General features: G+C 64.0%; 19 protein-coding genes. 9 read left to right on the forward strand and 10 right to left on the reverse strand.

Features of this window, described 5'->3' with window-relative positions; genetic code table 11:
- Window positions 1–88: 88 nt before the first annotated feature.
- The 9 genes from ehuA (at window position 89) to doeB (ending at window position 8,610) form a co-directional block, all read left to right on the forward strand.
- A complete protein-coding gene (gene ehuA, locus AC4FWB_RS11420; protein ID WP_491026100.1) occupies window positions 89–874 on the forward strand; it encodes an ectoine/hydroxyectoine ABC transporter ATP-binding protein EhuA in 786 nt (261 codons plus the stop codon).
- 105 nt (window positions 875–979) lie between these two features.
- On the forward strand, window positions 980–1,831 hold the full coding sequence (gene ehuB / locus AC4FWB_RS11425) for an ectoine/hydroxyectoine ABC transporter substrate-binding protein EhuB (protein ID WP_491026101.1): 852 nt from the start codon (window positions 980–982) through the stop codon (window positions 1,829–1,831).
- A gap of 215 nt (window positions 1,832–2,046) precedes the next feature.
- Window positions 2,047–2,706 carry an ectoine/hydroxyectoine ABC transporter permease subunit EhuC gene (gene ehuC, locus AC4FWB_RS11430; protein WP_059184375.1) on the forward strand — a complete coding sequence of 220 codons (660 nt, stop codon included), beginning with the start codon at window positions 2,047–2,049 and terminating at the stop codon, window positions 2,704–2,706.
- A 16-nt stretch (window positions 2,707–2,722) separates the two neighbouring features.
- Window positions 2,723–3,382 (forward strand): ectoine/hydroxyectoine ABC transporter permease subunit EhuD, encoded by a 660-nt coding sequence (gene ehuD, locus AC4FWB_RS11435; protein ID WP_491026102.1) that lies wholly within the window; start codon window positions 2,723–2,725, stop codon window positions 3,380–3,382.
- Window positions 3,383–3,387: 5 nt separating this feature from the next.
- On the forward strand, window positions 3,388–4,164 hold the full coding sequence (gene eutA, locus AC4FWB_RS11440; protein WP_491026174.1) for an ectoine utilization protein EutA: 777 nt from the start codon (window positions 3,388–3,390) through the stop codon (window positions 4,162–4,164).
- Window positions 4,165–4,347: 183 nt separating this feature from the next.
- Window positions 4,348–5,340, forward strand: a complete 993-nt coding sequence (gene eutB / locus AC4FWB_RS11445) for a hydroxyectoine utilization dehydratase EutB (RefSeq protein ID WP_491026103.1) — start codon at window positions 4,348–4,350, stop codon at window positions 5,338–5,340.
- Window positions 5,337–6,329, forward strand: a complete 993-nt coding sequence (locus tag AC4FWB_RS11450; protein ID WP_491026104.1) for a cyclodeaminase — start codon at window positions 5,337–5,339, stop codon at window positions 6,327–6,329. Before eutB ends, AC4FWB_RS11450 begins: the two co-directional genes overlap by 4 nt.
- Window positions 6,330–6,425: 96 nt before the next feature.
- Complete coding sequence (gene doeA, locus AC4FWB_RS11455; RefSeq protein WP_491026105.1) at window positions 6,426–7,604, forward strand: ectoine hydrolase DoeA; 1,179 nt, start codon at window positions 6,426–6,428, stop codon at window positions 7,602–7,604.
- A 4-nt stretch (window positions 7,605–7,608) separates the two neighbouring features.
- On the forward strand, window positions 7,609–8,610 hold the full coding sequence (gene doeB, locus AC4FWB_RS11460) for a N(2)-acetyl-L-2,4-diaminobutanoate deacetylase DoeB (protein ID WP_491026106.1): 1,002 nt from the start codon (window positions 7,609–7,611) through the stop codon (window positions 8,608–8,610).
- An 83-nt stretch (window positions 8,611–8,693) separates the two neighbouring features.
- Here doeB and AC4FWB_RS11465 read toward each other — a convergent pair whose 3' ends face one another.
- The 10 genes from AC4FWB_RS11465 to AC4FWB_RS11510 all read right to left on the reverse strand — a co-directional run bounded on the left by AC4FWB_RS11465 (window position 8,694) and on the right by AC4FWB_RS11510 (window position 18,103).
- Window positions 8,694–9,971 (reverse strand): L-fuconate dehydratase, encoded by a 1,278-nt coding sequence (locus tag AC4FWB_RS11465; RefSeq protein ID WP_491026107.1) that lies wholly within the window; start codon window positions 9,969–9,971, stop codon window positions 8,694–8,696.
- A 13-nt stretch (window positions 9,972–9,984) separates the two neighbouring features.
- Window positions 9,985–10,716 (reverse strand): SDR family oxidoreductase, encoded by a 732-nt coding sequence (locus AC4FWB_RS11470; protein ID WP_491026108.1) that lies wholly within the window; start codon window positions 10,714–10,716, stop codon window positions 9,985–9,987.
- A gap of 15 nt (window positions 10,717–10,731) precedes the next feature.
- Window positions 10,732–11,184, reverse strand: coding sequence for a MaoC/PaaZ C-terminal domain-containing protein (locus tag AC4FWB_RS11475; protein ID WP_491026109.1), 453 nt, complete (start codon window positions 11,182–11,184; stop codon window positions 10,732–10,734).
- A gap of 8 nt (window positions 11,185–11,192) precedes the next feature.
- Window positions 11,193–12,263: a Gfo/Idh/MocA family protein gene (locus AC4FWB_RS11480; RefSeq protein WP_491026175.1), complete on the reverse strand. Its 1,071-nt coding sequence runs from the start codon at window positions 12,261–12,263 to the stop codon at window positions 11,193–11,195.
- Window positions 12,256–12,585, reverse strand: a complete 330-nt coding sequence (locus tag AC4FWB_RS11485) for an L-rhamnose mutarotase (RefSeq protein WP_491026110.1) — start codon at window positions 12,583–12,585, stop codon at window positions 12,256–12,258. The genes AC4FWB_RS11480 and AC4FWB_RS11485 overlap by 8 nt, the downstream gene beginning before the upstream one ends.
- A gap of 1 nt (window position 12,586) precedes the next feature.
- On the reverse strand, window positions 12,587–13,708 hold the full coding sequence (locus AC4FWB_RS11490; RefSeq protein WP_491026111.1) for a mandelate racemase/muconate lactonizing enzyme family protein: 1,122 nt from the start codon (window positions 13,706–13,708) through the stop codon (window positions 12,587–12,589).
- Between the two features lie 2 nt (window positions 13,709–13,710).
- A complete protein-coding gene (locus tag AC4FWB_RS11495) occupies window positions 13,711–14,808 on the reverse strand; it encodes an ABC transporter ATP-binding protein (RefSeq protein WP_491026112.1) in 1,098 nt (365 codons plus the stop codon).
- Window positions 14,809–14,812: 4 nt separating this feature from the next.
- The gene (locus AC4FWB_RS11500) at window positions 14,813–15,679 is read right to left on the reverse strand and encodes a carbohydrate ABC transporter permease (protein WP_491026177.1); all 867 of its coding nucleotides are present in this window, start codon (window positions 15,677–15,679) and stop codon (window positions 14,813–14,815) included.
- A 2-nt stretch (window positions 15,680–15,681) separates the two neighbouring features.
- Window positions 15,682–16,578, reverse strand: coding sequence for a carbohydrate ABC transporter permease (locus AC4FWB_RS11505; protein WP_491026113.1), 897 nt, complete (start codon window positions 16,576–16,578; stop codon window positions 15,682–15,684).
- Window positions 16,579–16,789: 211 nt separating this feature from the next.
- Window positions 16,790–18,103: an ABC transporter substrate-binding protein gene (locus tag AC4FWB_RS11510; RefSeq protein WP_491026114.1), complete on the reverse strand. Its 1,314-nt coding sequence runs from the start codon at window positions 18,101–18,103 to the stop codon at window positions 16,790–16,792.
- Window positions 18,104–18,186: the final 83 nt, after the last annotated feature.

Raw genomic sequence — 18,186 nt, forward strand, 5'->3', positions numbered from 1 at the left:
ATTGTCATGATATTATTTTCCTAATTGACATGATTTGGCGCGTTTCGCATCGTTAAGGGCATAGACTTCTCCAGAACGGGGAAATGGATTGCCCGCACCCATCATCAAGGTTGACGCAATTTCGAAGAGCTTCGGTGCCTTCAAGGTGCTGGACGGTCTGTCGATGCAGGTCATGCCCGGCGAGAAGCTGGCGCTAATCGGTCCGTCCGGCTCCGGCAAGACGACGATCCTGCGCATCCTGATGACGCTGGAGAAGATCGACGGCGGCCACATTCAGATCGACGGCGAGCAGCTCTATCACATGGAACGCAATGGCCAACTGCTGCCGGCCGACGAGCGGCATCTCGCCAAGATGCGCCAGAAGATCGGCATGGTCTTTCAGCTGTTCAACCTGTTTCCGCACAAATGCGTCATGGACAACGTGACGCTGGCGCCGATGCTGACCAAGGGCGTTTCGCGCGCCGCCGCCGAGAAGCGGGCGATGGAGCTGCTCGACATGGTCGGGCTGGCTGACAAGGCGAAGAGCATGCCGGCGCAGCTTTCGGGCGGCCAGAAGCAGCGCGTGGCGATCGCCCGGGCGCTGGCGCTCTCGCCCAAGATCATGCTGTTCGACGAAGTCACCTCGGCGCTCGATCCGGAGCTCGTCGAGGAGGTGCTCAACGTCATGCGCAAGCTCGCCGCCGAGACCGACATGACGATGCTGCTCGTCACCCACGAGATGGGCTTTGCCCATGACTTCGCCGACCGGGTGCTGTTCTTCGACCGCGGCAGGATCGTCGAGGAAGGCAAGCCCGACGAGATTTTCCGCCATCCAAAGCAAGAGCGAACGCAGAGCTTCCTGAAGAAGATCATCGCGGCTGGACATCGCGTCTGACCGCTATGCCCAAGGGCGGCGAAGCCGTCCCGAAAACCAGAAACGGGCGGCGGGAAGGCCGCACCGAACCGAGCAAACCAAGAAGAGAACAAGGAGTTGGGAACGATGAAGAAACTTGTCATTCTGGCTGGCGTCGCCGGTCTCGCAGTAAGCGCAATGCTGCTCGCCTCCGGTGCCCGTTCGGCCGACGACGCCAAGCTCGAGCAGCTCAAGGGGCAAGGCTTCGCCCGCGTCGCCATCGCCAATGAGCCGCCCTACACGGCGGTGGCCGCCGACGGCAAGGTTTCGGGCGCGGCGCCGGACGTGGCGCGCGAGATCTTCAAGCGCCTCGGCGTCAACGACATCGTCGCCTCCATCTCCGAGTATGGCGCCATGATCCCCGGCCTGCAGGCCGGTCGCTTCGACGTCGTCACCGCCGGCCTGTTCATGAAGCCGGAGCGCTGCGCGGCGGTCGCCTATTCCGAGCCGGTGCTTTGCGATGCGGAGGCGATGCTGGTGAAGAAGGGCAATCCGAAGGGCTTCAAGAGCTATGAGGATATCGCCAAGGATACTTCCGCCACCGTCGGTGCGCCGGGCGGCGGCACCGAGGAGAAGCTGGCGCTCAACGCCGGCGTGCCGCGCGATCGCGTCATCGTTGTGCCGGACGGCCAGAGCGGCCTGAAGATGGTGCAGGACGGTCGCATCGACGCCTATTCGCTGCCCGTTCTGTCGATCAACGACCTGATCAAGAAGGCCAACGATCCGAACCTCGAAGTGATCGCGCCAGTGCAGGGCGCGCCGGTCTATTGCGACGGCGCCGCCTTCAAGAAGGGCGACGAGGCGCTGCGCGATGCCTATGACGTCGAGCTCGCCAAGATGAAGAAGTCCGGCGAGTTCGCCAAGATCATCGAGCCCTATGGCTTCTCCGCCAAGGCGGCGATGTCGACGACGCGCGAGAAGCTCTGCGCGGCGAAGTAGAACGCAACTTCTGCCTTCTCCCCGTTCAACGGGGAGAAGGTGTCACGAAGTGACGGATGAGGGGCAGCGCCAAGCGATTCAAGGTTAGTGCTGCCCCTCATCTGCCTGCTCGTACTCCGCAGCAGCTGCGCTGCAGCTACGGGGGGTAAACCGGCAATCTTCGTCCCTCTGAACAGGGAGAAGGGCCAAGACCAAACGTTGGAAACCTCTAATTCATGACCCAGTGGTCCGGCTATCTCGGCCTGATATTGCAGGGAGCGCTTGTCACCATCGAGCTGACGCTGATGGGATCGGTGCTCGCGCTCGTCATGGCTTTCCTCGCCGGCATGGGCCGCGTGTCGCGCTTCTTCATCGTGCGGGCGCTCGCCACGACCTACATCGAGTTCTTCCGCGGCACCTCGATCTTCGTGCAGCTGTTCTGGGCCTATTTCGTGCTGCCCTTCGCCGGCCTGTCGCTGACGCCGCTGCAGGCCGGCGTGCTGGCGCTGGGCCTCAATGTCGGCGCCTATGCGGCGGAAGTCGTGCGCGGCGCCATCCTGTCGATCGGCCGCGAGCAATACGAGGCCTGCACGGCGCTCAACCTCGGCCGCTGGCAAGGCATGCGCCACGTCATCCTGCCGCAGGCGCTGCTGGTCATGCTGCCGACCTTCGGCAACAACGCCATCGAGCTGCTCAAGGCGACGTCGGTCGTGTCGTTGATCTCGCTCGCCGATCTCACCTTCCAGGCGCAGGTGGTGCGCTCGCAGACCGGCAGCACGCTGATGCCCTTCGTCTCGGTGCTCGTCATCTATTTCGTGCTCGCCCTCATCCTCTCCTGGGGCGTGCGCTCGCTGGAGCGCCGCATGGCGCGCGGCGTCGACGGAGTGCGTGTCTGATGGAATGGGCCAACTGATGGACTGGGATTGGAATTTCGTCCGCGAGATCATGCCGACCCTGATCCAGGGCGTGAAGATCACCATCCTGGCGACGGTGCTCGGCTCGGTCCTGGCGGCGATCGTCGGCCTGGCCATCGCGCTGGCGCGGCGTTCGCCGAACCGGGCCGTGGCGCGCAGCGTCGGCTGGTTCGCCGAATTCATCCGCGGCACGCCGCTCCTGGTGCAGCTCTATTTCATCTTCTACGTGCTGCCCGATATCGGCATCCTGTTGCCGCCGCTGGTAGCGGGCGTCATCGGGCTCGGCCTGCACTACGGCACCTACACGGCCGAAGTCTATCGCGCCGGCATCGACAATGTGCCGCGCGGCCAGTGGGAGGCCGCCAAGGCCTGCAATCTCAGCGGCCCCCACACCTGGACGCACATCATCCTGCCGCAAGCGATCCCGCCGATGATCCCGGCCTTGGCCAACTACTTCATCGCCATGTTCAAGGAGACGCCGCTGCTTTCGGCGATCACCGTGCTAGAGCTGATGAACCAGGCCAAGAGCGTCGCCAACACCTACTACCGCTACATCGAGCCGATGACGCTGGTCGGCGCCTTCTTCCTCGTCATCAGCCTCTGCTCCGTCGTGCTCTTGCGCTGGCTGGAGCACCGCTACGGCAGGATCGAAAGATGAAAGTCATGAAAGCATTGCCCGAAATCCGGCTCGCGCCGAGCCGGCCCGCTCTCGATGCGCGCCCGCTGGAAAAACGCGTCGGCCTGATCGCTTTGGCCACCGACCATACCAGCGAGGTCGACTTCCGCCGCATGGTGGCGAGCGAGCGGATCGGCGTCTATGTCGCGCGCATTCCCTATGCCAACCCGACGACGCCGGAAAACCTGCGCAAGATGCAGCCATCGCTTTCGGCAGGTGCTGCGCTCATCCTGCCGGACGAGCCGCTTGACGCCATCTGCTACTCCTGCACCTCGGCTTCCGTGGTGATCGGCGATGCCGAGATCGAAGCCGCGATCCAGGCCGCCAAGCCAAACGTTCCAGTGGTCACGCCACCCATGGCGGGCGTTCGCGGCCTGAACGCTTTCGGCGTGAAGCGGATCAGCATTCTGACCCCTTACACCGTCGAGACCAGCCGGCCGATGGCAACCTATTTCGCCGCGCACGGTTTCGATATCGAGAGCTTCACCTGCCTCGGCTTCGAGGACGATCGCGAGATGGCGCGGATCAAGCCGGCTTCGCTTGTCGAACTGGCGCGCAAGGCAACGCATGCTCAGGCCGACGCGTTGTTCGTTTCGTGCACGGCGCTGCGCGCCGCGCTTGCCGTTCCAGGCATGGAGGAGGCGATCGGCCACCCGGTCGTCACCAGCAACCAGGCCAGCGCCTGGAACTGCCTGCGGCTCTGCGGCGACGACACACCGCGGCCGGAGTTCGGCCGGCTGATGACGAAGCGGCTTGGACAGTAAGATCATGTCCTGCGTGCACGAGCGACCCCCTCTGGCCTGCCGGCCATCTCCCCCTCAAGGGGGGAGATTCGCTGTTGCTCGGCTTTCGCCAATCACTGAAGTCGCAGGAAGAGCGACGGCGCCGAAGCTGCTGATCTCCCCCTTCGAGGGGGAGATGGCCGACAGGCCAGAGGGGGTCGCTCCGTGACGCGCGCCATCTCCCTTTCGGACATTCGTGTCGCCCGCGAACGCATTGCCGGCAACGTCGAGCGGACGCCCGCCGTGCTGTCGCAAAGCCTCTCGGACCGTGCCGGCCATCCCGTCCACCTCAAGCTGGAGCACCACCAGACCACAGGCGCGTTCAAGCTGCGCGGCGCGTCCAACGCCATCGCCGCGTTGAGCCCGCAGGAAAGATCGCGTGGCGTGGTCGCGGCGTCGACCGGCAATCACGGCCGCGCGCTCGCTCACGCGGCAAAGCTCGAAGGTATGCGCGCGGTAATCTGCATGTCGAGGCTGGTGCCCGAAAACAAGCTCGACGCCATCCACCGCCTCGGCGCGGAGATCCGCATCGTCGGCAACAGCCAGGACGATGCCCAGCAGGAGGTCGACAGGCTGGTGGCGGAGGAGGGGCTGGTCATGCTGCCGCCCTTCGACCACCCGGACATCATCGCCGGGCAAGGCACGCTGGGGCTCGAGATCATGGAGCAGGTTCCGGACGCCGTAGCCGTACTGGTGCCACTCTCCGGCGGCGGATTGGCAGCCGGTGTTGCCGCGGCCGTCAAGGGCGTGAGCCCGGCCACGAAAGTCATCGGCATCTCGATGGCGCGCGGCGCCGCGATGAAGGCAAGCCTAGATGCCGGCCGGCCCGTGCAGGTCGAGGAACTGCCGACGCTTGCGGACTCGCTCGGCGGCGGCATCGGTCTCGACAACCAACTGACTTTTGCCATGTGCCGCAGACTGCTCGACGATGTCATCCTGCTTGCCGAGGACGAGATCGCGGCCGGCATCCGCCACGCCTATGAGCAGGAACGCGAGATCGTCGAAGGCGCCGGCGCTGTCGGCATTGGCGCGCTGCTTTCCGGAAAAGTGAAAGCGAACGGCCCCACCGTGCTCGTCCTCTCCGGCCGCAACATCGACATGAGCCTGCATCGCCGGATTGTTTGCGGCGACGCTGCATTGATGGAGCATACTGCATGAGCCGGATGACCATCCTCACCGAAACGGAACTGCGCAAGATCGTGACGCTCGATCTCGATGCGGTTGCCTGTGTCGAGAATGCCTTCAGGGCTTTGGCCACGATGCCGGTGGCGATGCCACCGATTCTGCGGCTCGACATTCCCGAGCATCGCGGCGAGGTCGACGTGAAGTCCGCCTACGTGCCCGGCATAGACGGCTTCGCCGTCAAGATAAGCTCCGGCTTCTTCGACAATCCGAAGCTCGGCCTGCCGAGCGGCGGCGGCATGATGGTGCTGCTTTCGGCAAAGACCGGTGTGGTCGAGGCGCTGCTGCTCGACAATGGCTATCTCACGGATGTCCGGACAGCCGCCGCCGGCGCGGTCGCGGCCAAGCATTTGTCGCGCGAAGACTCCACCGTAGCGGCGATCTTCGGCGCAGGTTTGCAGGCTAGCCTGCAATTGGAAGCCTTGCGCCTGGTCAGGCCGATCGCGGAAGCGCGCATCTGGGCGCGCGACGCCGCCAAGGCCGAGGCAACCGCCGCCCGCTTGCGCGAGAAGCTGGGCATCATGGTACGGGCTGAGCCGGATGCGGCGAATGCGGCAGCCGAGGCCGACATCATCGTCACCACCACGCCTTCGACCGAGCCGCTGATCAAGGCCGGCTTTGTTTCTGCAGGCCAGCATATCACCGCCATGGGCTCGGACGCCGAGCACAAGAACGAGATCGCGCCGGCGATCCTGCGCATGGCCGATCTCTACGTCGCCGACAGCGCGAAGCAGACGCGGCGTCTCGGCGAACTCCACCATGCCATCGAAGCAGGCGTGATGGCCGCCGATGCCGACGTCACCGAACTTGGCCAGATCATAGCCGGGAAAAAGCACGGACGACGCTCGGCCGACGACATCACCATCGCCGACCTCACCGGGACCGGCGTGCAGGACACTGCGATCGCCACCTTAGCCCGCGACCGCGCGCGGGCGGCCAAGGCCGGAACGATTTTTGAAAGCTGATACCTGGCCAGAGCGTGATCCGGAAAAGTGGGAACCGGTTTTCCGAAAAGATCACGCTCAAACAGAAATAGGCCCAACAAACGAGGACCAAGAACAATGCAGCCTAATCTCAAATTCTCGCGAAGCGAATTTGCCGATCGCCTCGCCAAGACGCGGAAAGCCATGGAGGCCAAGGGGGTCGATCTGCTGATCGTCAGCGATCCCTCCAACATGGCCTGGCTGACCGGTTATGACGGCTGGTCGTTCTATGTGCATCAAGCGGTCATCGTGCCGCCTTCGGGCGAGCCGGTCTGGTACGGCCGCGGCCAGGACGCCAACGGCGCCAAGCGCACCGCCTATCTCGCCCACGACAACATCATCGGCTATGCCGACCATTATGTGCAGTCGACCGAGCGGCATCCGATGGACTATCTCGCCAGCGTGCTTGCCGAGCGCCGCTGGGACAAGCTCACCATCGGCGTCGAGATGGACAATTACTGGTTCTCCGCCGCCGCCTTCGCCTCGCTGCAGAAGCATCTGCCCAACGCCCGTTTCGTCGACGCCACCGCGCTGGTCAATTGGCAGCGCGCCGTGAAGAGCCCGACCGAGATCGACTACATGCGCAACGCCGCCCGCATCGTCGAGGCCATGCACCAGCGCATCGTCGACAAGATAGAAGTCGGCATGCGCAAATGCGATCTGGTCGCCGAGATCTACGATGCCGGCACGCGCGGCGTCGAGGGTATTGGCGGCGACTATCCGGCGATCGTGCCGCTGCTGCCGTCAGGCGCCGATGCTTCGGCGCCGCATCTCACCTGGGACGACCAGCCGATGAAGGCGGGGGAGGGCACGTTTTTCGAGATCGCCGGCTGCTATAACCGCTACCACTGCCCGCTGTCGCGCACGGTTTTCCTCGGCAAGCCGACGCAGGCCTTCCTCGATGCCGAGAAGGCGACGCTGGAGGGCATGGAGGCCGGTCTCGCCGCCGCGAAGCCCGGCAACACCTGCGAAGACATCGCCAATGCCTTCTTCGCGGTGCTGAAGAAATACGGCATCGTCAAGGACAACCGCACCGGCTACCCGATCGGCATTTCCTATCCGCCGGACTGGGGCGAGCGCACGATGAGCCTGCGCCCCGGCGACCGCACCGAGCTCAAGCCCGGCATGACGTTCCATTTCATGACCGGCCTGTGGCTGGAGACGATGGGGTTGGAGATCACCGAGTCGATCCTGATCACCGAGACCGGCGTCGAATGCCTGGCCAATGTGCCGCGCAAGCTGTTCGTGAAGGACTGAGCCGATGTCAGCATTGCGTCCATCGCCGATCACGCCGACCGTCGATTTCGAGCGAGACGGCGTCCAGCACGGCTTCCTGCGCCTGCCTTACAGCCGCGACGATTCCGCCTGGGGTTCGGTGATGATCCCGATCTGCGTGATCCGCAACGGCAAGGGGCCGGCGGCGCTGCTTACAGGCGGCAATCACGGCGACGAATATGAGGGGCCGTTGGCGCTCTATGAGCTCGCCCGCACCCTCGACCCGAAGGATGTCTCCGGCACGGTCATCATCGTGCCGGCGATGAACTATCCGGCGTTTCGTTCTGGCACCCGCACCTCGCCGATCGACAAGGGCAACATGAACCGCTCTTTCCCCGGTCGTCCCGACGGCACGGTGACCGAAAAGATCGCCGATTATTTCCAGCGCGAACTGCTGCCGCGGGCGGACATCGTGTTTGACTTCCACTCCGGCGGAAAGACGCTGGACTTCGTGCCGTTCTGCGCAGCGCACACGCTGTCGGACAAGGCGCAGGAAAAGAAGGCCTTCGCCGCTGTCGAGGCTTTCTCGGCGCCGTTCTCGATGCGCATGACCGAGATCGATGCGGTCGGCATGTACGACACGGCGGCCGAGGAGATGGGCAAGGTCTTCGTCACCACCGAGCTCGGCGGCGGCGGGACATCGCGGGCCGAGACGGTGCGGATCGCCCGGCGCGGCGTGCTCAACGTGCTTCGCCATGCCGGCATTGCTTCCGGTGCGGTCGAGAAGGGCAGAACCCAGTGGCTGGATATGCCCTCCGGCGATTGCTTCGCTTTCGCCGAGGACGACGGCATGATCGAGACCATGATCGATCTCGGCGAGAAAGTGAATGAGGGCCAAGTCGTGGCGTGCATCCATTCGACCGGCCGCACCGGCATGGCGCCGCAGGAAATCAAGGCCAGGATGTCGGGCCTGCTGGCCGCGCGTCATTTCCCAGGCCTGGTCAAGGCCGGCGATTGCGTCTCGGTGTTTGCCGTCGAGGTCGATTGACGCTGATCACGCCGAGCTTCGCCTGAACGGTTGAAGATGCGATGCCCTAACGCAGGCCTGATCGCCTGCGTACGGCATCGCATTCAACCGCGGAATTGGTAAGCGGCGATGGAATCCGGCTTCATCTCGATCGAGAAGCCCGGCGCCGCCGGCGGCATGTAGGCCGCATTCTCGATGACGCAGGGCTCGAGGAAATGCTCGTGCAGGTGATCGACATATTCGATCACCCGCCCCTCCTTGGTGCCTGAGACGGCGACATAGTCGATCATCGAGAGATGCTGGACATATTCGCAGAGGCCGACTCCGCCAGCATGCGGCCAGACCGGCAGGCCGAACTTGGCCGCGATCAGCAACACGGCCAGCACCTCGTTGAGCCCGCCCATGCGGCAGGAATCGATCTGCACGACGTCGATGGCGCCGCCGGCGATGAACTGCTTGAACATGATCCTGTTCTGGCACATCTCGCCGGTCGCGACCTTGATCGGCGCCACGGCCTTGCGGATCTTGGCATGGCCGGCGACGTCATCCGGGCTGGTCGGCTCCTCGATGAAAAACGGCTTGGCGAAGGCGAGATCGCCCAGCCAGTCGATCGCCTGGTCGACCTCCCAGACCTGGTTGGCGTCGATCATCAGGTAACGGTCCGGACCGATCACCTCGCGAGCGATCCTGAGGCGGCGGATGTCGTCGGCGCGGTCGCGGCCCACTTTCAGCTTGATGTGATTAAAACCCTGGTCGACCGCTTCCTGGCAGAGCCGCCTCAGCTTGTCGTCGGGATAGCCGAGCCAGCCGGCCGAGGTGGTGTAGCAGGCATAGCCTTCGCGTTCGAGCGTGGCGATGCGCTCGGCCTTGCCGGTCTCGGCCTTCTTCAGAATCTCCAGCGCTTCGGCCGGCGTGATCGCGTCGGTGATATAGCGGAAGTCGACGATCCGCACGATCTCCTCCGGGCTCATCTCGGCGACCAGCCGCCAGACCGGCTTGCCGGCTTCCTTCGCCCAGAGGTCCCAGACCGCATTGACCACCGCGCCGACGGCAAGGTGCATGGCGCCCTTGTCCGGGCCGATCCAGCGCAACTGGCTGTCGCCGGTGACGTGGTGCCAGAAACGGCCGGGGTCCTCCTTGACCCAGTCGAGGTCGAGCCCGACAACCAGGTGGCGCAACGCTTCGATCGCCGCGCAGCAGATCTCGTTGCCGCGGCCGATGGTGAAGGTGAGACCGTGGCCTTTCAGTGACGGGACGTCGCTGTCGAGGATGACGTAAGCCGCGGAATAGTCCGGGTCGGGGTTCATCGCATCCGAGCCGTCGAGGCTTTGAGACGTCGGAAAGCGAAGGTCGAAGACGCGAAGATCGGTAATGCGGGTCATGCTCGTTGCCTCATCAGATCGACCAGCCGCCGTCGATATTATAGGCCTGTCCGGTGGTGTAGGTAGCGCCGACGAGATAGACGGCGAGATCGGCGATCTCTTCCGCCGTGCCCAGCCTTCCCATCGGCTGGCGGGCGATGAAGGCAGAACGGGCGGCCTCGTAATCGCCCTGCGCGCGCATGCGGCTTTCGAGCGACGGGCTTTCCACCGTGCCCGGGCAGATCGCGTTGCAGCGGATTCCCCTGGCGACATAGTCGGCGGCGATCGACTTGGTGAGGCCGATCACGGCCGCCTTGGTCACGCCATAGGCGAAGCGGTTCGGCACCCCCTTCGGCGCGCCCGCGACCGACGACATGTTGATGATGGCGCCATCGCCGCGCTCCAGCATGCCGGGCAGCACGGCGCGGATGGTGCGGATCATGGCGCGCACGTTGAGATTGAAGGCGAAGTCGAGGTCCTCGTCCTTCATCTCCAGGATGGAACCCGAATGGACGAAGCCGGCGCAGTTGAACAGCGCGTCGACGCGGCCGATTTCGGTGAAGGCAGTTTTCACAGCCTCGTCGTTCAGCACATCGAGCGTGCGGGTATTGATGCCGGGCGTCTTGGCGAGTTCGGCCAGAACCGCCTCGTTGATGTCGGTGGCGTGGACGGTAGCGCCGGCCCTCGCAAAAGCCAGCACGCTCGCCCGACCGATTCCTTGTGCGGCAGCCGTGACGACCACCACCTTGCCTGTCAGATCAGCCATGTTTTTCTCCGTCTTTCAGCCGAGCCGGGGGCGCCGCTCGACGATATAGATGTGGTCCGCGGCCAGCACGACCTCGTCGCGCTGGTTCAAAACTTCCACGCGTTCGATGACGCGGCCGGAGTCCGGCCGTTTCGGATCGTCTTCCTTGGCGGCGATCGTCGTGCGCGTGCGGATCGTGTCGCCGATGAACACCGGCTTGATGAAACGCAGCCTGTCATAGCCGTAGGAGAAGGCGACAGGGTTGATCACGTTCGCCGTCAGGCCGACGCCCACCGAAAACACCAGCGTGCCATGCGCGATGCGCTGGCCGAAGGACGTCGTCTTCATGAACTCGGCGTCCATGTGGTGCGGAAAGAAATCGCCGGTGTGGCCGGCATGGACGACGAAATCGGTCTCGGTGATCGTGCGGCCGCTGGTGAGCCGCGACGAACCGATCTCATAGTCCTCGAAATAAGTGACCTGTTCCATGCCGTTCCTTACGGTTTCTCGGCCAGCGGCGTCGCCGGCGCGGCGCTCGATCGATAGGCGGCTTCCACCAGCGCCATTGTGTTCCAGGCATCTTCGACGGAACTGACCAATTCGCTGTCCTCGCCCGACGCGAAGCGCTGGACATTGGCCATGCGCCCGACAAAAGCGTCCGGGAACCAGGCGCCCGACAGCGGCACCTTAATCCAGTCGGAGCCGCCCTTCGGGAATATCTCCAGCATGTCGGGCTCACCACGCGGATAGTCGAGATTGACGCCGAGCTGCAGCCAGGCCGCGCCTTCCGTCCCGCAGATGCGGAACTCGCAAGCTTGGTGCCGGCGACCGAACTTGTGGTCGTGGTTGATCGAGAGCGCGCAGCGCACCGTGTCGCCATAGTCGAGGATGGCGCTGGTGCGGGTCTGCGCGACCTTGTGTTTGGGATGGCCGAGGGTTTTCGCGTGCACGCCCTTGGGGTCGCCGAGGAGCTGCCGGATCAGGTCGAGATAATGGATCGAATGCATGGCGATCTCGACGCGCGGCGCCGTGAGCAGGAATTCCCAGAGCTGCCACGGCGTGGCGAGCGCCAGCCAGGCGTCGAAGTCGACGACCTCGCCCAGCCAGCCCTTGGCGATGGCGTCCTTCAGCGCCAGCATCATCGGCGCGAAGCGAAGCTGGAAATTGACTGCAGCCTTGAGTTTCTTGGTGCGGCAGATTTCAAGGATCTCGGTCGCCTCGCCGAGGTAGTTGCCCATCGGCTTCTGGATCAATGCAACCGCGCCGTCGGGCAGGGCCTTCAGCACCTCGGCGTGCCGGCCCGGCGGCGTTGCCAGATCGAAAATCGCGTCCTTCGCCGCCGCCTCATCCACCGAGCGGAACGCCGTCACGCCCCATTGCTCGGCCAGTTTTTCGGCCTTGGCATGGTCCGGATCGTAGAGGCCCGCAACCGGAAAGCCGGCCTTGCGATAGGCCGGAAAGTGCGCATCGCCCACGATCGAGCCGGCGCCGAAGATGACGATCGGGCGAGGCTTTGCAGGCGCTGGCCAGGACTGCGCCAGCGATCGAGGGTCGAAGGCATCAGTCATGGTGGAAGACTTCATCCATCATCGCCCACCATTCGCCCTCCTGCCTTGTCGGCAAAGGCTCCTGGCAAGGCATGCACACCGCCCACCATTCCTGGGTCTTCGGATCGGCGGCCATCCTGGCCATGTCGGCAGCATAGTCGGTGCCATGATATTCGAAATAGGAAAACAGCAGGTTCTCCGGCCGCTTGAGATAGATCGAGTAGTTCCTGATGTTGCAGGCCGAGATCATCTTCAGCACGTCCGGCCAGACGGCGGCGTGCAGGCGCACATATTCCTCGACCTTCTCCGGCTTCAGGCCGAGCACCATGCCCATGCGCTGCATCTCAATCCCTCCGTTCGGTGACGGTGACGCTGAATTCGGCGATGCTGCGCGCCTTGAGCGCATCGAAATCCCAATCGATGCCGAGGCCCGGTTCGCTCGGCGCCAGCGCATGGCCGTTCTCGATCACCATCTTGTTGCCCGTCAATTCGTCCAGCTGCGGAATGTACTCGACATATTTGCCGTTCGGCACCGCGCAGGCCAGGCTGACATGCAGCTCCATCAGGAAATGCGGGCAGATCGGCATGTCGAAGGCTTCCGCCATATGCGCCACCTTCAGCCAGGGCGTGATGCCGCCGATGCGGCCGACATCGACCTGGACGATGTTGCAGCCACCCTTCTGCATATATTCGCGAAAATGGCGGATCGAATAAAGCGACTCGCCAACGGCAATCGGCGTCGCAGTCGAATTCGACAGCCGCACATGGCCGTCGATGTCGTCGGCGGGCAACGGCTCCTCGATCCAGGCGAGATCGAGATCGCGCAGCCGCTCGGCGCGCCGGATGGCTTCATCGACGGTGAAACCCTGGTTGCAGTCGGTCATGATCTCGTAGCCGTCGCCGACCGCCTTGCGCACCGCCGAAAGACGGGCGAAGTCCTCCGAGCCGTGCGGCTTGCCGATCTTGACCTTGGATCCGGTGAAGCCTTTCGCCTTGGCGGCCAGCGCGTCGGCGACAAGTGCTGCCGTCTCGATGTGCAGCCAGCCGCCTTCGGTGGTGTAGAGCGGACAGCGGTCCTTGGCGCCGCCGGCAAGTTTCCAGAGCGGCAGCTTCTGCTTTTTCGCCCGAAGGTCCCAGAGCGCGGTGTCGATTGCCGCGAGCGCGATTGCCGTAATCGCGCCGATGGTCGTGGCATGGGTGGCGAATTCGAGATCGTGCCAGATCGCCTCGATCCGGTCGGCGTCCTGGCCAATGAGGCGCGGCGCGAGGTGGTCGGCCAGAAGCCGCATCACCGAAGAGCCGCCGGTGCCGATCGTGTAGGAGTAGCCCATGCCGACCGCGCCGTCGGCATCGGTGATGGTGACGATCGGCGTCTCCTGGCTGACAAAACTCTGGATGGCGTCGGTGCGCTTCACCTTCGGCACCAGATCGACCATTGAAAGCTCGACTTTCTCGATCTTGGCCATCGTCAGCTCCTCAGCGATTTGCCGGTTTCCGCGGAAAAGAGATGCGCCTGCGACAGGTCGAAGTGCATTACGACTCGGTCGCCAGCCTTCAACGGTTTGGGGTTCAGCATACGCGAGACCCAGTCGCGGCGGTCGAATTCGGCGAACACCAGCGTTTCGTTGCCGAGCGGCTCGGTCACGGTCACCGGCAGCTCGATCTCGTGGACGTCCGCCGCGTCGCCCGAATGCAGGCCGTGGCCGGCCGGATAGAGATCGTCGGGGCGCAGGCCGAACACCACCTTGTCGCCGGCGCTCACCCTGGCCTTGAAACGGCCGGGCAACGGCAGGCTCTGGCCGCTGGCGAAAACAACCTTACCGTCGTCAACGGTCGCCTCCTGCAGGTTCATCGGCGGCGAGCCGATGAAGCCCGCGACGAAGCGCGTCGCCGGGCGCTGGAAGACTTCGTCCGGCGTGCCGACCTGCTCGATATAGCCGTCGCGCATGATGACGATGCGGTCGGCCAGCGTCATCGCCTCGACCTGGTCGTGGGTCACGTAGATGACGGTGGACTTCACCTTGGCATGCAGCTTCTTGATCTCGGTGCGCATCTGGGTGCGCAGCTTGGCATCGAGGTTCGACAGCGGCTCGTCGAACAGGAAGACGTCGGGATCGCGCACGATGGCGCGGCCCATGGCGACGCGCTGGCGCTGGCCGCCGGAAAGCTGGGAAGGACGGCGCTCGAGCAGCGCGTCGAGGCCGAGAATGGCCGACGCCTCGGCGACGCGGCGGTCCATTTCTTCCTTCGGCGCGCCGGCGATCTTCAGCGAGAAGCCGAGATTCTCGCGTACCGTCATGTGCGGATAAAGCGCGTAGGACTGGAACACCATCGAGATGTTGCGCGAGCGCGGCGGCAGGTCGTTAACGACGCGGTCGCCGATCTCGATCGTGCCGCCGGAGATGTCTTCCAGCCCGGCGATCATGCGCAGCGTGGTCGACTTGCCGCAGCCCGACGGCCCGACCAGCGCGATGAACTCGCGGTCGGCGACGTCGAGATCGATGCCGTGCACGATCTCCATGTTGCCGTAACGTTTGGTGAGTTTCTTGAGTGAGACAATCGCCATCGGATCAACCTTTCACCGCGCCGGAGGTCAGCCCGCCGACGAGGTGTTTCTGGACGATGAAAGTGAGGATTAGCGCCGGAATGATCATCACCACGGCCAGCGCGCACATGCCGCGCCAGTCGATGGTGAATTCGGCGGTGTAGTCGAGCAGCCCGACGGGCAGCGTCTTCGAATTGATCGAGCGCGTCAGCTGCGAGGCCAGCGCGAACTCGTTCCAGGAGGTGAGGAAGGCGAAGATGCCGGCGGACGCGATGCCCGGTCCGGCGAGCGGAAACTCGACCTGCCAGAAGGCCTGCCAGCGCGTGCAGCCGTCGATCTGCGCGGCCTCGGCGAGATCCTTCGGCACCTGGCGGAAGAAGCCGTCGATCAGCCAGATGGTGAAGGGCACGTTGAGCGCGACATAGGCCAGGATCAGGCCGAAATGCGTGTCGATGATGTCGAGCCGGGCATAGACGAAGAACAGCGGCAGGGACAGCGCGATGCCGGGCACGGTGCGGGTCAGCATCAGGCCGAGGAACATCGCCGACTTGCCGCGGAACCGGTAGCGCGCGAAGGCGTAGCCGCCGGCCATGCCGATGGCGATGGCGATGACGGTCGAGGTGACCGAGATGATCAGCGAGTTGCGGAAGTAATCGAGGACGGGAATGCCGCCCTTGCCGACGCCGCTGAACATGGCGACGTAGGCGTCGAGCGAGACCTGTTGCGGAATCCAGACCGGCGGCTTGGCCAGGATCTCGACCGTCGGCCGCAACGAGGACAGCACGATCCAGATGCCGGGCAGGCAGATCAAAAGCATGGCGAGGAACAGGCCGACGCGGTGCGCGACGACGCCAGCGCGGCGCTTCAGGCGGGCGGATGCGTTGGCGTCCATCATCACCACTCCGCGCCGATCTGGGTGCGCGCCGCGGCGAGCTTCCGGAAGAAATAGACGGTGAAGACGATCGATAGCAGGATCGAGAAATAGGCCATCGCATTGGCCACGCCCATGCGGGCATCGCTGTAGGCGGTGCGAGCGACCAGCGTCCATAAGAGTTCCGTGCGGCCGGCCGGGCCGCCGTCGGTCATGATCTTGACGATGTCGTAGGCGCGCGCGACGTCGAGCGAGCGGATGGTCATGGCGATGTAGGCGAAGGGCATGATGAAGGGCCAGGTCACATAGCGGAAGGTCTGCCACGGCGTGCAGCCATCGACACGCGCCGCCTCGACCGGCTCCTTCGGCATGGCGAGCAGGCCGGCGAGGATCAGGATCGCGAAGATCGAGGTCGAGGACCAGATCTCGGCGATGGAGATGGCGATGAAGGCGAGATGGCCTTCGATCAGCCACGGAATGGCATCCCGCGTCAGCCCAAGCGACTGCAGCGCGTTGTTCACCAGGCCGATATTGTCGTTGAACATGAACTTGAACTGGAAGCCGACCAGGATCGGCGAGAACATCATCGGGAACATCATGATGGTGCGCAGCAGCCGCTGGCCGCGACTGGCTTTCTCGACCAGCAATGCGAGACCGAGCCCCAGCAGCATCTCGAGATTGAGCGCAATGGTGAGCAGAAGCACGGTGCGGCCGAAGGCCCACCAGAAATTCGCATCTGACAGAATGTTGCGATAATTGCGCAGGCCGATGAAGGTGAAGAAGGTCTCCGGGCGCGTCAGCCTGAACGGCGTGAAGCTGGAATAGAAGGACAGGCAGAGCGGCACGACCACGACCGCCGCCAGCACGAGCACGGCCGGCAGCAGGAGAAGGGTTGGCGCGGATAGCCGCTTGGCCGTCATGCAATGTTCCAAAGATGGTTGCGCGGCCCGCGATAGAATCGCATGGCGGCCGCATCAGTCAAAGCGGCGCCGGTCCTTGTGACCGGCGCCGCAGGGAGGATAGTCCTTAAAGCGCGTCGCTTCGAAACGAACTCCAAGCGACGCGCTTTAAGCCTTTGTTCCGATGCATGTCGTTCACCCAAAACCGCTGCGCACTTTTGGGCGACATGCATTAGAGCTTGCCCGCGTCCTCGAGGATCTGCGTCGCCTTGGCGGCCGCGTCGTCGAGCGCCTGCTTGGAAGTCTTGTCGCCGAGGATCGCCGCCTGCAATTCCGGATAGACAGCGTTGGAAATCTCGATCCATTCCGGCGTCTGCGGCACCGGGAAGGCGTTCTTGGCGGCCTCCTGGAAGGCCTGCAGCACTTCGGTCTTGTAAGGATCGGACTTGGCCTGCTCGAGGTCCCATTCCCACACCTTGGTGCGGGTGGGCAGCGGACCGGCGGCGGCTTCCAGCTTCTGGCTGTCCTCATTGGTCAGCCACCAGACTAGCGATGCGGCGGCTTCCTTGCTGGCGCAGTTCTCGGTCACCGAGAAGCCATGCGCGCCGGACCAGCCGGAGCGCTTGCCGGACGAGCCCTTGGGCTGCACCTTGACGCCGACATTGCCGGCGACCTTGGACGACTTCGGGTCGTTGAAGAAGCCGGCCCAGCCCGGCCAGTCGAGGTTGATCGCCACGGTGCCGGATGCAAAACCCTGGCCGAGGTCGTCCCACAGATAGTTGGTCGTGCCGGCGGGCACTGCCTTGGCCTTGTAGAGCTTGACGAACCAGTCGAGCGCCTTGACGCCGGCTTCGGAGTTGAAGGCCGGCTTGCCGTCCTTGTCGAGATATTCGCCGCCGTCGGCGATCAGCATCTCGTAGAAGCGGCCGTTGATCGCTTCTTCCTTGCCGGCATATTGCGTGCCGTAGAAATCGGGCGGACTGGCGAAGAATTCCGCCTGCTGCGCCATCTCGTCGAACGTGTCCGGCGGGGCGAGGTCCTCGCCGTACTTCTCCTTGTAGGCCTTCTTCTTGGCTTCGTCCTGGTAGAGGCTCTTCTGGTAGTAGAGCGCCGAGACGTCGAACTGCGCGCGCGGCAGCATCACCAGCTTGCCGTCGAGCGTTCCGGCGGCAATGTTGGCCGGAACGAAGGCGTCGATCTCCTCCTTCGGCAAGAGCTTGGCGAGATCGGTGTAGATGCCCGGATATTGCGGCGCGAACGAGGTGTGGTTGGAGCCGACGCACCAGGTGATCGAGTTGGAGGCGATGTCCGACTTGATCTCCTTGTCGAGATCGAAGTGGTTCTTCTTGGAGATGACGTTGACCTTGGCGCCGGTCGCCTTCTCCCACTCGCCGATGCGCTCGTAGAGCTTTTCGTATTGCTGGCCGCCGATCAGCTTGGCGTCGATGGTGACGCCGGGAAACTTGCCCGGCAAATCGGCCGCGAATGCCGCGCCCGATGCCATGAGCAATGCGCCGGCGGCGACGCCGGAAAGCAGTCTGTTCATGAATTCCTCCCTGGACGGCCCATGGACCGTCATGACCTGAAGCTTGCCGCTTCATTCATATGCAAACAAATTATTCATAAGTC

The organism is Mesorhizobium sp. LEGMi-168a, assembly GCF_058312955.1.